19 protein-coding genes are annotated in these 14129 nt (G+C 60.3%); 7 read left to right on the plus strand and 12 right to left on the minus strand.

Going from position 1 to position 14129, the window contains the following annotated elements; translation table 11 throughout:
* Nucleotide 1: 1 nt before the first annotated feature.
* Nucleotides 2-397 carry a cupin domain-containing protein gene (locus AC13QE_RS20570; protein WP_488485044.1) on the minus strand — a complete coding sequence of 132 codons (396 nt, stop codon included), beginning with the start codon at nucleotides 395-397 and terminating at the stop codon, nucleotides 2-4.
* Between the two features lie 5 nt (nucleotides 398-402).
* Nucleotides 403-795: a tautomerase family protein gene (locus AC13QE_RS20575; RefSeq protein ID WP_488485045.1), complete on the minus strand. Its 393-nt coding sequence runs from the start codon at nucleotides 793-795 to the stop codon at nucleotides 403-405.
* 111 nt (nucleotides 796-906) lie between these two features.
* On the opposite strand from AC13QE_RS20575, the gene AC13QE_RS20580 reads away from it, so the two are divergent.
* Nucleotides 907-1848 (plus strand): LysR substrate-binding domain-containing protein, encoded by a 942-nt coding sequence (locus AC13QE_RS20580; protein ID WP_488485046.1) that lies wholly within the window; start codon nucleotides 907-909, stop codon nucleotides 1846-1848.
* Here AC13QE_RS20580 and AC13QE_RS20585 read toward each other — a convergent pair.
* From AC13QE_RS20585 to AC13QE_RS20610, 6 genes are all read right to left on the minus strand, one after another.
* A complete protein-coding gene (locus tag AC13QE_RS20585) occupies nucleotides 1827-2876 on the minus strand; it encodes an alpha/beta fold hydrolase (RefSeq protein ID WP_488485047.1) in 1050 nt (349 codons plus the stop codon). The two genes, AC13QE_RS20580 and AC13QE_RS20585, sit on opposite strands and share 22 nt — an antisense overlap.
* A gap of 99 nt (nucleotides 2877-2975) precedes the next feature.
* Nucleotides 2976-3605, minus strand: coding sequence for a hypothetical protein (locus AC13QE_RS20590; protein ID WP_488485048.1), 630 nt, complete (start codon nucleotides 3603-3605; stop codon nucleotides 2976-2978).
* A gap of 90 nt (nucleotides 3606-3695) precedes the next feature.
* Nucleotides 3696-3821, minus strand: coding sequence for a type B 50S ribosomal protein L36 (gene ykgO / locus AC13QE_RS20595; protein WP_003566454.1), 126 nt, complete (start codon nucleotides 3819-3821; stop codon nucleotides 3696-3698).
* 151 nt (nucleotides 3822-3972) lie between these two features.
* Nucleotides 3973-5031, minus strand: coding sequence for a 5-(carboxyamino)imidazole ribonucleotide synthase (locus AC13QE_RS20600; protein ID WP_488485049.1), 1059 nt, complete (start codon nucleotides 5029-5031; stop codon nucleotides 3973-3975).
* On the minus strand, nucleotides 5028-5525 hold the full coding sequence (purE, locus tag AC13QE_RS20605; RefSeq protein WP_207899614.1) for a 5-(carboxyamino)imidazole ribonucleotide mutase: 498 nt from the start codon (nucleotides 5523-5525) through the stop codon (nucleotides 5028-5030). The genes AC13QE_RS20600 and purE overlap by 4 nt, the downstream gene beginning before the upstream one ends.
* Nucleotides 5526-5541: 16 nt before the next feature.
* Nucleotides 5542-5745 carry a YdcH family protein gene (locus AC13QE_RS20610; protein WP_015341042.1) on the minus strand — a complete coding sequence of 68 codons (204 nt, stop codon included), beginning with the start codon at nucleotides 5743-5745 and terminating at the stop codon, nucleotides 5542-5544.
* Between the two features lie 230 nt (nucleotides 5746-5975).
* Between AC13QE_RS20610 and AC13QE_RS20615 the strand changes: the two genes are divergently transcribed.
* Nucleotides 5976-6149 carry a YdcH family protein gene (locus AC13QE_RS20615; RefSeq protein WP_015341041.1) on the plus strand — a complete coding sequence of 58 codons (174 nt, stop codon included), beginning with the start codon at nucleotides 5976-5978 and terminating at the stop codon, nucleotides 6147-6149.
* A gap of 358 nt (nucleotides 6150-6507) precedes the next feature.
* Here the strand turns inward: AC13QE_RS20615 and AC13QE_RS20620 are convergent, their stop codons facing one another.
* A complete protein-coding gene (locus tag AC13QE_RS20620; RefSeq protein ID WP_015341040.1) occupies nucleotides 6508-6768 on the minus strand; it encodes an ArsR/SmtB family transcription factor in 261 nt (86 codons plus the stop codon).
* A 222-nt stretch (nucleotides 6769-6990) separates the two neighbouring features.
* On the opposite strand from AC13QE_RS20620, the gene AC13QE_RS20625 reads away from it, so the two are divergent.
* The 5 genes from AC13QE_RS20625 to AC13QE_RS20645 all read left to right on the plus strand — a co-directional run bounded on the left by AC13QE_RS20625 (nucleotide 6991) and on the right by AC13QE_RS20645 (nucleotide 12080).
* A complete protein-coding gene (locus tag AC13QE_RS20625; RefSeq protein WP_132717494.1) occupies nucleotides 6991-7644 on the plus strand; it encodes a thiamine phosphate synthase in 654 nt (217 codons plus the stop codon).
* Between the two features lie 9 nt (nucleotides 7645-7653).
* Complete coding sequence (locus AC13QE_RS20630) at nucleotides 7654-8874, plus strand: tetratricopeptide repeat protein (RefSeq protein ID WP_488485050.1); 1221 nt, start codon at nucleotides 7654-7656, stop codon at nucleotides 8872-8874.
* Nucleotides 8875-9065: 191 nt separating this feature from the next.
* Nucleotides 9066-9866, plus strand: a complete 801-nt coding sequence (locus AC13QE_RS20635; RefSeq protein ID WP_015341037.1) for an inositol monophosphatase family protein — start codon at nucleotides 9066-9068, stop codon at nucleotides 9864-9866.
* 135 nt (nucleotides 9867-10001) lie between these two features.
* Nucleotides 10002-11045: a hypothetical protein gene (locus AC13QE_RS20640; RefSeq protein WP_041677656.1), complete on the plus strand. Its 1044-nt coding sequence runs from the start codon at nucleotides 10002-10004 to the stop codon at nucleotides 11043-11045.
* A 3-nt stretch (nucleotides 11046-11048) separates the two neighbouring features.
* Nucleotides 11049-12080: a peptidoglycan -binding protein gene (locus AC13QE_RS20645; RefSeq protein ID WP_488485051.1), complete on the plus strand. Its 1032-nt coding sequence runs from the start codon at nucleotides 11049-11051 to the stop codon at nucleotides 12078-12080.
* 4 nt (nucleotides 12081-12084) lie between these two features.
* Here the strand turns inward: AC13QE_RS20645 and AC13QE_RS20650 are convergent, their stop codons facing one another.
* The 3 genes from AC13QE_RS20650 to AC13QE_RS20660 form a co-directional block, all read right to left on the minus strand.
* On the minus strand, nucleotides 12085-13332 hold the full coding sequence (locus tag AC13QE_RS20650) for an RNA polymerase sigma factor (RefSeq protein WP_488485052.1): 1248 nt from the start codon (nucleotides 13330-13332) through the stop codon (nucleotides 12085-12087).
* 5 nt (nucleotides 13333-13337) lie between these two features.
* Nucleotides 13338-13676 (minus strand): YciI family protein, encoded by a 339-nt coding sequence (locus AC13QE_RS20655; protein WP_488485053.1) that lies wholly within the window; start codon nucleotides 13674-13676, stop codon nucleotides 13338-13340.
* A gap of 247 nt (nucleotides 13677-13923) precedes the next feature.
* Complete coding sequence (locus tag AC13QE_RS20660) at nucleotides 13924-14112, minus strand: YegP family protein (protein WP_015341032.1); 189 nt, start codon at nucleotides 14110-14112, stop codon at nucleotides 13924-13926.
* Nucleotides 14113-14129: the final 17 nt, after the last annotated feature.

The raw sequence follows: 14129 nt of genomic DNA on the forward strand, positions 1-14129 counted from the left end.
GTCATTCCTCCAGCCAGGTCACGGCGCTTCCATCTTGCGCCGCCTGGATGCTGATATAGGAAAAGGCATTCTCCGGTGCCGCACCGTGTCGATGGCGTTCGTTCGGTGCGAAGCTGATGCAGTCGCCGGCGCGCAGTTCCTCGGCCGGGCCGCCGAAGCGTTCGGCAAGTCCGACGCCGGACAGAACATAGAGGATCTGCCCATGCGGATGCGTATGCCAGCGCGTCATGACGCCAGGTTCGAGTTCACAGCGCATGGCCGTGAGACCGCTGTTTTCAACGTTCTCTACAAGCGGCTCCACCAGGAAAGAGGCCGTAGCGATGCCCTCGGGCGATGGGCGCATATTCGTGCCGGCGCGATGTATGGCCGGCGTTTGGGTCGATGTGGTCTGAGGCATGGCTCTCAGACCTGTTCGATCATCTGCGCGCGACCGTCGGAGAAGGACCAATCCTCGCGCGTTGCCGTGGTGATGGTGATCATGATGTCTTCGGGACGAACGCCAGGGGCGTCTGCAAGAAGCTCGACAACACGGCGATAGAAGGCTTGCTTGACCTCGGTGCTGCGCGGCTTGCCGATGGTGACGTCGAAAAAAACGTAATCGTCCGAACGCGGCTTGCTGGCGAAATAGGTGCGATCGAAGACGAGTTCATACGGCTCCAGCTGATGAATGGACTGGAAGCGATCGGTGGGCGGCACGTCGAAGGCTTCGACCAGGGCGCGGTGGAAATTATCCGACAGTGCCTTGAGATATTCCGGCGACTTGCCGCGCAGAAGGGTGATGCGGGTGAATGGCATGCGATTGCTCCTGTTTCCCTGTCACTTGACGAGCATAGAATGCCAGTGGATAATCATCCTGAAAACCAGATAATTCTGGATATATAGTCCCAAAAATATGGATGGTTATCCGTGCGAAAGATCATCTTCGATCTCGATGTGCTGCGCAGCTTCGTCACCGGCATGGATCTTGGCAGCTATGCCAAGGCGGCAGACCGGCTCGGGCGTTCGACCTCGGCCATCAGTGCCCAGCTGAAAAAGCTGGAGGAGCAGGCGGGCACGCCTATCTTTCGCAAGGCGGGCCGAGGACTGGCGTTGACGGAGGCTGGCGAGACGATGCTTGGCTATGCACGGCGGCTGCTGGACCTCAACGACGAGGCGGCCACGGCGCTCCATGGGACCGAGCTTGCAGGCTGGGTGCGCCTGGGGCTGCAAGAGGATTTCGGCGAGACGCTGCTGCCGGACGTATTGGGCCGCTTCGCCCGTGCACATCCCAAGGTGCGTATCGAGGCGCGTGTCGTGCGCAACGCGGAACTTGTGGAACGGGTGACGTCAGGCAAGCTCGATCTGGCGCTTGCCTGGAGCGATGGTTTCCGCACGGCTTATACGGATCGCATAGCCGAAGTACCGCTCTGCTGGGTCGGCCCGGCCAGTGGCGACATGCAATGGCACGCCGATGGTGGCGAGGCCATGCCGCTCGCCTCGCTTGAGGCGCCTTGTTTGCTGCGGAATATCGCCACGAAGACGCTCGATCGCGCCGGCATCGGCTGGCGAATATCTTTCGTCAGCCCGAGTCTCGGGGGCCTTTGGGCTGCAACGGCGGCAGGTCTCGGCCTGACACTGCGCACGCCGCTCGGGCTGCCGCCAAAGGTACGGCAATTGATGCCGGGAGAGGCGGGCTTGCCGGCTTTGCCGACGCTCGATCTCGTGCTGCATCGTACCGAGGCGGAGGGGAGCCCGGCGACGGAGCGGCTGGCATCTATCATGGTGCAGGCGGTACGGCAGACCGTCGAGACCGTGCCGCAAAGCCGCATCTTTGAGGATGCGTCTGGTCAGGATGTCGTCATGGCCTGAGAAACGGTGGCAGCTTCAACGGATCCTTCCGTCAGGCTGGCGATACGGATTTCCGCCTGTGCAGCCAGTTCATACAGGTCACGCGGCTGGCCTGCCAGCCGTTCCATGGCAGCGATCGCTACATCCGTCGTTACATAATCCGGCTTATGGCCAAGATTGCGGATGGTAACGAGTTCGGCGCCAGGGATATCCCGGGCAAGGCCGCGCGAATGCAATTCCTCGAGCACGATATCGTCACTGTCGCCGGTGATGATGACCGTGGGCGCCTTGATCTCGCTATAGCGCGGCGCATGGGCCGAGACATAGGCAAAGAGATTGACCACGTCGATCGCATTGTTGCGAAAGGTTTGCGGACGCAGCACCAGTTCCGGGGCTGTTCTCATTATATAATCCGCCGGTCGTTCGTTGGGGCGGAAGATGCTGAGCGTGCCGCTCTCGACCCGGCGCAAGCCGAGAGGAATGACGAGGAGTTGAGTAAAAAGCCAGCCAAGAACGGGCAGGGCGGCAAGCGTGTAATACCAGTCGATACCACCGGGCCAAGGATGGGTGGCAGGTGCCAGAAACAGTAGTCCCTTCGTCTTCTCAGGGTGCCGCATGCCGAAAGCGGCTGCGATCGCACCACCGAAGGAGTGACCGACGATGATGGCGCTCTTGATGCCGCGCTTGTCCATCAGCTTGGCGATCGCATCGGCCTGGCCGGAGGGCACCGCGTTTTCGGCCGGCCCGCGTTCGGAATAGCCGTGACCGGGGCGGTCGACGAACAGCATTTCGGCGCGGCCAGATAAAGGTGCTGCAAAGGCCTCGAACTGGTCGCGCAGATTGCCGCTGGCCCCATGGATAAAGACCAGAGCCGGCAGATCAGCCGTTGCCGGGCGCGGCAAATGGACCGCGTTGAGGCGGTAGCCGCCAATATCGGTAAGTTCGCCAATATTGGGATAGGCCTGCTCGATGGCGCGGGTCTTGTAGGCGGAAAAGCCCGCGGCGGCGATAAGAAGCAAGACAATGGCGACGAGGAAAGAATCGATCATTGCGGCGCGGATCAAATATCTTAAGACGCTAATCTAGCGCGATATGGCGACTTTTCATCCCTCCAAATGCGATTTCCGCCGGGAAACCGCGGCGGAAAATCAGGTGCGGCTGCCGGCGATCTTTTCCGAGAGCTTGTCCGCTTCCTCTTGGGCCGATCGATTCGCAGGATAGACTTCGAGAAAGCGCTGCCAGGCCTTGAGGGCGAGAGTATCGTTGCCGCGTTCGGTCAGCATCGCCGCCATGCCGGCCAGCGCTCCGAAATGGCGCGGTTCGATGCGCAGGACCTGATTGATGTCTTCCATCGACTTGCGATAGTCGCCGATCGCAAAATTGAGCGTGGCGCGTCGGTTCCAGCCTTCGACATAGTCGGGCTTCAGCGAGATCACCTGATCGAGATAATCCATCGCGGCGGCATTGCGCTTGTCCTGAATGGCCTTGTCGGCCCATTGCATCAGGAGATTGATGGTGGCGCTGCCGGAATCGGCGAACTGGGCATTGATCTGGTCCGCAATCAGGCTTGCCTGGTCGGGATCGCGCTGCCGCTTCAACGTCGTGAACAGATTGTCGAGCTGCTGCTTGGGCGACAGGGTGCCGGAGGAATTGCCCTGATTCTGCTTTTCCACAGGGTTTGGTTCATCAGCCGGCGCCGCATGGGGTGCAGAGGCAGTCAGAGCAAACAGAATCGACAGGGCTAGATATGACAAAACAAAAACGCGCATGGCGGGCATAGTAGCCCGCCAATGTCGAAGATCAAAACAAATTTGATGCGATCAACTAAAACTGAGGCTCGATCCGTGGGATCGGAGCCGCGCGCTGTATCAGCCTTGGCGAGCCTTGAAGCGCGGGTTCAGCTTGTTGATGATGTAGATACGGCCCTTACGGCGGACGAGACGGTTGTCACGGTGGCGCGCCTTGAGCGACTTGAGCGAATTCTTGATCTTCATTTTTCTGATCCGCGATCTCTGAGGGGGAATGTCACATTCGCCCGGGTCTTTAACAATCAAAAGCGCGCTCAGGGCGCGCTCTTTAGGGTGGGGAGCAAATACCCTGTCGGCCGTGCGCTGTCAACCATGTCAGGGCTTTTTCCCGCTGATCTCAGCGCAGAAGCTGTGTAACATGCCCCATCTTGCGGCCCGGCCGGGCTTCGGTCTTGCCATAGAGATGCACTAGCGTGTCGTCAAGGCGCAGCCAATCCGGCAGCGCCAGGATGTCGTTACCGATCAGATTCGTCATGACGCAGTCCGAATGACGATTGGGATTTCCGAGCGGCAGGCCGCCGACGGCGCGGATATGCTGCTCGAATTGCGAGATGACGCAGGCGGCTTCCGTCCAATGGCCGGAATTATGGACGCGCGGCGCCATTTCATTGGCGATCAGGCTGCCATCGGCAAGCACGAAGAACTCGATGCCGATGACGCCGACATAGCCGAGCGCCGTCAATATCTTTTCCGCAGCATCGCGAGCGGCGTTCGCCGTCTCTTGCGAAATGCTCGCGGGCAGCGTGGAGGTGTGGAGAATGCCGTTGCGATGGACGTTCTCTGCCGGATCGTAGCAGGCGACCTTTCCGTCGCTGCCGCGGGCGGCGATGATGGAGACCTCGCGCTCGAAGGATACGAAGCTTTCCAGAATCAACGGAACGCCGCCCAAGGCCGCGTAGCCGCCTTCGGGGCTGTCGACGGCGGAGCGATAGACGCGCTGGCCCTTGCCGTCATAGCCGAGGCGGCGCGTCTTCAGCACGCCTTGGCCGCCGAAATCGGCTAGTGCCTTTTCGAGGTCGTCCTGGCTGCCGACAGCATGGAAGCGGGCCGTCGGAATGCCGCAGCCGTTGATGAAGCTCTTTTCGGTCAGCCGGTCCTGCGCCATTTCAAGCGCCTTGGGCGGCGGATAGACCGTTACCTGCAAGGCAAGATCCTCAGCGGCGGTCACGGGCACGTTCTCGAACTCATAGGTCACGACATCGCAGCGCTTCGCCAGCTCGGCAAGGGCGGCCGCATCGTCATAGGCGGCTGTGATCTGTTCGTTGGCAACATGGGCCGCCGGGCAATCGGCCTGGGGCTCGAGGATGATGGTGCGAAAATTCAGGCGTGCGGCCGCCATGGCCAGCATGCGGCCGAGCTGGCCGCCGCCGATGATACCGATCGTCTTCGCGTTCATAGGTCGTCCATCGGATATTCGGCAACGGCGGCGCTCTGGCGCGCGCGCCATTCGTCGAGCCGGTCGGCAATCTCTTCGTCGCCGAGCGCCAGGACGGCGGCAGCAAGAAGGGCGGCATTGACCGCGCCGGCCTTGCCGATCGCGAGCGTGCCGACGGGAATGCCGGCCGGCATCTGCACGATCGAAAGAAGGCTGTCCTGACCGGAGAGCGCGCGTGACTGAACCGGCACGCCAAAGACCGGAAGAGGCGTCATGGACGCCGCCATGCCCGGCAGATGCGCTGCGCCGCCGGCGCCGGCGATAATGACCTTGAAACCCTCGTCCCTCGCGCCCTTGGCAAAGCTCACCAGCCTGTCCGGCGTACGATGCGCGGAAATGATGCGCGCATCATAAGTGATCTCAAGCACTTCCAGGGTGTCCGCAGCATTCTTCATGGTTTCCCAGTCGGACTGGCTTCCCATGATGATGGCGACAGGCGGTCTTTCGGTCAGCATCGTTGCGTTGTGCTCCTCAGGCGATGATGTCGGGGATGATCTGGTCTTCCAGCTTGGTCAGCTTGTCCTTGATGACGAGCTTCTTCTTTTTCATGCGCTGGATACGAAGGGCATCGCAGCCCGTCTCGATCATGGCATTGATTGCGGCATCATAATCCTCGTGTTCCTGGCGCAGCCGCGCCACGATCAGCCTGATTTCCGCCTGTTCCTGATCGGCCATGTTCATTTCCCCAGCATATCGCGGAATCGCATTCGTTCCGCCTCCTGATTTCCGCAAGCTCCTATCACCAAATGACGATAACGGGAAGTTATCCTTCTTCACGAATTTGCCGCCTATAGGCCACGTTTTCGCCTTCGACAAAGGCTCCATCTTATGGCACAGTGAGAAGGTTGACACCTAGAGCCTTGGCGAATGGATGGTCAGGGCTCTTCAGAGGAAGGAAGGGTCATATGACTGTTCAAGCACATCTTGAATCGCTCGAAAAGAAACATGTCGCGCTCGAGGAGGCGCTGCATGCGGCAATCTCATCTCCCTCTAGCAATGATACGGAAATAGCCGACATCAAACGCAGGAAACTGCGCGTCAAGGACGAAATCCAGCGTCTGCGTTCCTCGGTCCACTGAGGCAACGTTCCAAAGTTCAAAAAAGCCATCGATCTTGGGGCGAGAGAGGCAGATCGAAAGGTCTTGAGGCAAATTCCCATCCAGGATCGATGAGCATTTCCGTCAAAAACGGATGCGCCAGCTTCGTAGTGTCGAAGGTAGGGGTTGGCGCAATTTCCCCATCTTATGCAACAAATGCCGTCGTTGGCGACTCTCGGCTCGTTGTGGTCGCGGCACTCGCTCATCCGGAGGTCATGTCGCTTCGATTGCTGGCTTAACTCGAAGAGCCGCTTTTCGCGCCGTCATGGCTGACGCTATCAGCTACCAAATTCCGCAAATTTCCAAGTATTCCAAGTATAATGAAGGTGGAAAAGCCGTTTCAGGACCAGAATTGATCCAGCCATAGATTCAGCTTGTCGAAACCGCGGCTGTTGACCGCATAAATGCGCTTCGTGCCTTCATTGGTGACGGAAACGAGGTTGCTGTCGAGCAAAGCCTTGAGATGCTGCGAAACGGCCGGGCGGCTGATCGGCAGGCCCTGCGCCAGTTCGTTGACCGTCTTGGGTGCGCGGCGCAACTCTTCCAGCAGATGACGCCGGTTCGGGTCCGCGATGGCTGCGAAAGGATCCATGGTCGACATGGCGGAAAGCTACGTCAAACACCAAAGGGCGGCAAGTTAATTGTGCGCTGCATGATATATTGTGCGAATGGCCGCTCGCGGAGGTGGCGTGTCCGATGTCCTTCATCGCGAACTGCCCGTTTCGGCCGCTGCCCCTTGTCAGAGAGAGCTAACGGATTTACTCACGATTATCGAACCGGTGCGCCATCGCTGACGATGGAGGCCGAAACCATGGAAGCTCGCATGACCGTGCCCGAAGATCGTTGCCGCCTTGTACTCATCGTTCCCGACATTGCCGATATCGAGCAGCGGGCGACGGCGGTGGCCGATGCCCTGAGGGGTGGGGACGTCGCTTCGGTGATCATTCCTCAATATGATCTCGATGACGGTACCTTTCAGAAACATGCGGAAAAGCTCGTGCCGGTCATTCAGGCCGCAGGTGCGGCAGCGCTTATCGCGGGTGACAGCCGCGTGGCGGGCCGTGCCAAGGCCGACGGGCTGCACATTACCGGCAATATTACCGAGCTTACGGAAGCCGTCGAAAAATTCGTGCCGAAGCTGATCGTCGGCGGCGGCAGCGCGGCCGACAGGCACAGCGCATTGCAGGTCGGCGAGCTCAGACCGGACTATATCTTCTTCGGTAAGCTCGATGGCGATATCAAGCCCGAGGCGCATCCGAAAAATCTGGCGCTCGGCGAATGGTGGGCTTCGATGATCGAAATTCCCTGCATCGTCATGGGCGGCACCGATCCGAAGTCGGCGCTGGAGGTGGCGCTTACCGGCGCCGAGTTCGTGGCGCTGCATAAGGCGGTCTTTGCCGATCCCGCCGCCGCCCCCTCGATCGTTGCGGAAGTGAATGCGCTTCTGGACGAAAAAGCGCCACGGTTTGAGGATTGATAGCGGTCCATGTCGTCAGCGCCTCGATTCCGCCATCGATCTTTCCTTGCCGTGCTTGCAGCCGGGCTTGCGGCCTTCCCGCTGCTGGCCTGGGCGCAATCCGGCAATGACAATACATCGCTGCCTGGCGTTTCTCAGCCAGCGGACAAGGGGCCGCGGCCAGAAGACAATGTGCAATCCGATGACGACACAAGCGTGCCGGATGCACCGCAGCACAACGACAATGTCATGACCCGGCCTTTGGGCGCCGATGCCGGGACCTTCAAGACTGAAAAGATTCAGCCGGGTGCAGAGCCGAAAGCCGATAGCGACATCAAGCCATCCCAGGGCGTTGGCGTTTTCGAGCGCATGGGGGCAAATTTGCCGGACCTGCCGCCGGAAAAGCCTTTCACCGGCAAGGTGGATGATGCCTATGGTGCCTTCCAACGCGGTTATTACCTGACCGCTTTTCAGAAAGCATTGCCGCGGGCGCAGCTCGGCGATCCGGCCGCACAGACCTTGATCGCGGAACTGATGGCACAGGGCCTGGGCGTCAAGCGCGATACGAAGGACGCCGCCTTCTGGTACAGCAAGGCAGCCGAGGGCGGTGATCCCACGGCGATGTTCAAATACGGGTTGATTCTGATGGAGGGCCGCGAAATGCCCCGCGATCAGAAGAAGGCCGATGAATGGATGAAGAAGGCGGCCGATGCGGGTCAGCCTTCGGCAGAATTCAATGTCGCCCAGATGCTGACGGCCGAAAATCCAGGCCCGAAGGGTCTGCAGATGGCGCTTCCCTATTATGAAAAGTCTGCGCAGCAGGGCATTGCCGACGCGCAGTATGCCGTTTCGCAGCTCTATCTGAACCTTCCCGATCTGCCGCCGGAAAAGAAGGCGCGCGCACGCGAGTGGCTGTCGCGTGCCGCCAATGCCGGCTTCGATACTGCACAGCTCGACATGGGCATCTGGCTGATCAACGGCACCGGTGGCGCGCAGGATCTCGAAAACGGCTTCAACTGGATGCGGGTCGCAGCCTATCGCGGCAACGTCGTTGCGCAAAACAAGCTGGCGCATCTTTATATCAACGCCATCGGCACGAAGCAGGATCCGGTGGCTGCCGCCACCTGGTATGTCATTTCGCGTCGTGCCGGCCTGAAAGACCCCGAGCTTGAGGATTTCTATCAAGGGATCGAGGACTACCAGCAGAAGGCGGCCATCGACGCAGCCAACAAATATCGGCGCGCGCGATAATAAAGGTGTCGGATTGAGCCTCGGCGGAGCTGATCTGATACCAGTTTGCGCCTGCTACAGCCTCACCACTTGAAATTCCCGCGATTTTATGGTCTTGAGGCCGCCAATCTTTATTTCCGCTGACGCTTCTGCTCCGTCGGTGCCTGCTTTCGGGCCCGGTCAGCGCTTTCTGCATTATCCAAGGAACCCCGATGGCCCGTTCTGCTCTTCTCAATGTCATGGTTCAGGCTGCCCTCAAGGCAGGCAAGTCGCTCAGCCGCGATTTCGGCGAAGTGCAGAACCTGCAGGTGTCGGTGAAGGGACCGGGTGATTTCGTCAGCCAGGCGGACCTGAAGGCGCAGAAGATCATCCGCGACGAGCTGTTGAAGGCCCGCCCCACCTACGGTTTCCTCGGTGAAGAAGGCGAAGAGGTCAAGGGTACGGATGGCGCCCATCGGTGGATCGTCGATCCGCTCGACGGCACCACCAATTTCCTGCACGGCATTCCGCTGTTTGCGGTCTCGATCGCGCTTGAGCGCAACGACGAGATCGTTGCCGGCGTCATCTTCAATCCGGCCACCGACGAACTCTATACGACCGAGCGCGGTGGTGGCGCATTTCTCAATGACCGCCGCCTGCGCGTGGCTTCGCGCCGCGTACTGTCGGACAGCGTCATCGGCTGCGGCGTTCCGCATCTCGGCCGCGGCAATCATGGCAAGTTCCTCGTCGAGCTGCGTCATGTCATGGGCGAGGTTGCCGGTGTCCGTCGTCTCGGTTCCGCATCGCTCGATCTTGCCTATGTGGCAGCGGGCCGCTTCGACGGCTTCTGGGAAACCGGCCTGTCTTCCTGGGATATCGCAGCCGGCATTCTGCTGATCCGCGAAGCCGGCGGCTTCGTATCGGATTTCCATGGCGGTACCGAGATGTTCGCAACGAAATCGATCATTTGCGGCAACGAGCATATCCAGAAGGCGCTTGCCGAAGTCGTCAAGCGCCCGGTCCCGACGAAGTAAGCCATTTCTCCATTCGCGTTTTAGAGTGACAAAACAGTCTGTTTCCAGCGGGCTGTTTTATGCTTTCCATCTCTTCAATTCGGCACAATGTTGCTCTAGTCTCCGCCTGCGGAAAATGCGGTGGCGGAGCGTGCAATGGAAAATGTGAAATTGGCGGATCTGGGATCGACCGACAATGTGTCGGGCAGCTACGCCTATAAGCTCTCGAGCCCGATGGCCTTTTTCTGGACGATGGTGCTTTTCCTCGTCATCGTCGGCTTTATCGTGGCTATCCTTTTCCGTCAGGCCCAGGTCGCGTTCCTGCACAATCCCGGCCTCAACGGCCTGATCGTCGGTGTGCTGGTCGTCGGCATCCTGCTGGTCTTCAACCATGTGCTGATGCTGAGACCCGAGGTTCGCTGGTTCAATCACTTCCGCGCAGTCGGCAATGCGGACAAGGTCGGTCGCAACCCGCGGCTGCTGGCGCCGATGCGGGCGCTGCTCGGCAATCGCCGTGCGATGCAGCTTTCCACGGCGACGCTGCGCTCGATCCTCGACTCGATCGCCACGCGCCTCGACGAATCGCGCGACACCTCACGCTATCTTATCGGCCTCCTCGTCTTTCTCGGCCTGCTCGGCACATTCTGGGGTCTGATCGGCACGATCGGCTCGATCAATGACGTCATCCAGGGCCTCGACGCGGGCACCGGCGACTCAGGTGACATTCTGAGCGCCTTGAAATCAGGTCTTTCCGGCCCGCTTGTGGGTATGGGCACGGCCTTCTCCTCCTCGCTGCTCGGCCTTTCCGGCTCGCTGATCCTCGGCTTCCTCGATCTCCAGGCCGGCCGTGCTCAGAACCGTTTCTACACCGAGCTCGAGAACTGGCTTTCCTCGGTCACGGATGTCGGTTCCGATATCACGCCCGTCATCGAAAATGCCGCCGGCGCCTCCTCGGAGGATGTCCGTGCGCTTTCCGACTATCTGCGCAAGATCGCCGAGGAGGGCGGTGGTCAACGCTCGGTGACCGCGATGGCGAACCTTGCCGAAGGCATTCAGGGCCTGGTCAAGAACATGCGCAATGAGCAGCAGATGCTGCGCGACTGGATCGAGGCCCAGCAGGAGGAGGCGAAATCGATGCGCCGCACGCTCGACCGCCTCGCCGACCGGATCAGCCATACCGAGAAGACCGGGAGCAAGTAAGCCATGGCGCTCGCCCGCAACCGACGCCACCAGAGAAGCGTCGACTATTGGCCCGGCTTCGTCGATGCGCTGTCCACGCTGCTCATGGCGATCATGTTCCTATTGACGGTATTCGTCGTTGGCCAATTCATTCTCAGCCGCGAAATTTCCGGGCGCGACGAAGTGCTCAATCGCCTCAACAGCCGCATCAACGATCTGGTGCAGCAGCTGGCGCTGGAAAAAAGCGGCAAACAGGACCTGGAGGATGCTGTCGCCAATCTTCAGGCATCGCTGTCCTCAGCGGAGACTGAGCGCTCGCGGCTGCAAGACCTTCTAGCAGCAGGCTCCGGCAGCAGCCAGGCCGCGGAAAAGCGGGCCGGATCGCTTTCGCAGGAGCTTGACGATCAGAAGCAGGTGAGCGCGCGGGCGATGAGCCAGGTCGATCTCCTCAATCAGCAGATCGCCGCGCTGCGCAGCCAGATCGCCGCTATCGAAGCTGCCCTTCAGGCATCGGAAGCCAAGGATCAGTCATCGCAGGTGAAGATTGCCGATCTCGGCCGGCGGCTGAATGTGGCGCTGGCGCAGCGCGTGCAGGAGCTGAACCGCTATCGTTCCGACTTCTTCGGCCGCCTGCGCGAAATCCTTTCGGATCGGGATAATATCCGCATCGTCGGCGACCGCTTCGTGTTCCAGTCCGAGGTGCTTTTCCCGTCCGGCGCTGCCGATCTCAATCCGGCGGGCCAGGCGGAGATGACCAAGCTTGCCGCAGCTCTCATCGATCTTTCCAAGGAAATTCCGCCCGAGATCAATTGGGTGCTGCGCGTCGATGGCCACACCGACAATGTGCCGCTTTCGGGCAATGGCCGCTATCCGGACAACTGGGCGCTGTCATCGGCGCGCGCTATCGCAGTCGTCAAGTTTCTGATTTCGCAGGGTGTGCCCGCCGATAGGCTCGTCGCCGCCGGCTTCGGCGAATTCCAGCCGATTGCACCGGGCGATACGCCGGATGCTCGCGCCACCAACCGCCGCATCGAGCTGAAGCTGACGGAGAAGTAATCGGTCATCGCTCCGGCGATGCGATACTATCGAGGCGTGCCTGCAGGAATTGCCGCACGGCTTCGCTGTCACTGAGGCCGATCGCGGTGCGGTATGCGTGGGAAGCGCTTTCCTCATCTCCGGCTTCGGTCAGCAGGTGGGCGCGCACGGCCCAATAGGGCTGATAGTTGACGATTTCGCGCTCGGCTATCCGGTCAAGGAGAGCCAACCCCGCAGCAGGACCTTCCACTTTGCCCGTCACCGCGGCATAGCTGACGCGGGCGCCGACGGTCGGTTTCATCATAACGAGCGCCTGATAAAGCTTGGCAAGGGCCGTCCAGTCAGTGATGCCCGAGCGTCGCCGGTCGGCATGCACGGACTGGATCGCGGCCTGGCACTGGAACGGACCGAAACGCCCGAATGTGCCAGCCTTTCGTAATAGATTATCGGCCTCCGCGATCATTTCGACGTCCCAAAGGGCCATGTCCTGCTCGTCGAGAGGGACATACCGTCCATTCGCGTCGCGCCGCGCTTTATGACGGGATTGGCTGTAGAGCATCAGCGACAACAAGCCGGCGGCTTCCGGTTCCCCGGGCAGGGTCGCAAGCAGCGTGCGGCCGAGCCAGATGGCCTCGTCCGCTAAAGATCTTTGCTTGCCGATCTCTCCGTCGACACCGTCCCAGCCGAGGCCATAGGCGGCATATATCGCCGAGAGCACGCTTTCCAATCGGTCTGGCAGTGCGGACCGCTCCGGAACGATGAAGGGAATATGTGCGTCGCGGATCTTGATTTTTGCCCGTACCAGCCGCTGGCTCATGGCTTGCGGCGAAACGAGGAAGGCTTTGGCTATGGTTGCGGCATCGATGGCCAGCACGGATTGCAGCATCAGCGGGGTGTGAGCTGAGCGATCCAGAGCCGGATGGGCGCAGACGAAGAGGAGCTTCAGGCGCTCATCCGGAAAGGTGGAATTGTCGGCATTCATGCGTTCCTCCGCTTCTTCGAAGGCCATCATGATCCTGTCGCGCGCTCCGGCCCTGACGTTCTCGTGCCTGACACGGCGAAGGAGGTTACGCTTGGCTGCAACCAGCAGCCAGGCTTCCGGATTGTCGGGGATGCCGCGTTCCGGCCAGGTACTCAACGCTGCCGCGATCGCATCCGACAAAGCATCCTCGGCCGCCGGCACGTCGCGGAAGCGTGCGGCGAGGAAGGCGATCAGCTTGCCGTAGGATTGACGCGCCGTTTGCTCGGCGGCGCGTCCGGCATCCAACGCCATGATGGCTACATCTGCAATCGCGGCCGTATCTCGACCGAACCTTGCTGGGAGATTGGGACGCGTAGTGCCCATTCCAGCGCGGCATCGAGATCCGGCACATCGATCAGGTAGAAGCCGCCAAGCTGCTCCTTACCGTCAGGGAAGGGACCGTCCTTTACTTCATGGTCCTCGCCCTGGCGACGGACAACCGTTGCCGTCTCCGGCGCCGTCAATCCCGCGCCGCCTGTCATGATGCCGGCCTGGATAAGCGCCTGCGTGTAGGCGATCCAGCCGTTCTTATAGGTCGGATCGGAGCGACGCCCAAAATCCTCGACTGATTCACGGATGATCAAAGCATATTGCATGAGATGGGTCTCCCATTTGCAGTTTTGACGATGGCCGGACGGCGTATCCCGAAAGCTGAATGCCGGAATATACAACACCGCTGGCAAAACGGCTTCCTGCCGCTTCGACATAATGAGCCGCGGGCCGGAGTGAATTCGACACTCGCGAAAAGATTTCTTGAAATTCGCCGCAGAAAATCAAAACGACCGGCATGCCCAAAGGGCAGCCGGCCGTTAATGGCTTTGCAGCGAGTGCGTGACGCGAGAATTATGCGGTGGCGGTGGTCTGGTCGTCGATGACGGCGCCGCCAACGTGAGCCTTGATCGATTCGATGGCATGCAGGGCCGAGGCCTTCGCCTTATAGCCTTCCGAACCGAACATGGTTTCGCCGTTCGAGGCCTTGAAGCGGAAGCGAAACTCGCCGGCTTTGTCCTTGTAGACTTCAAATTTATACATGGTGCACGTCTCCTAGA

Source organism: Martinezella sp. CNPSo 3957 (genome assembly GCF_057784395.1).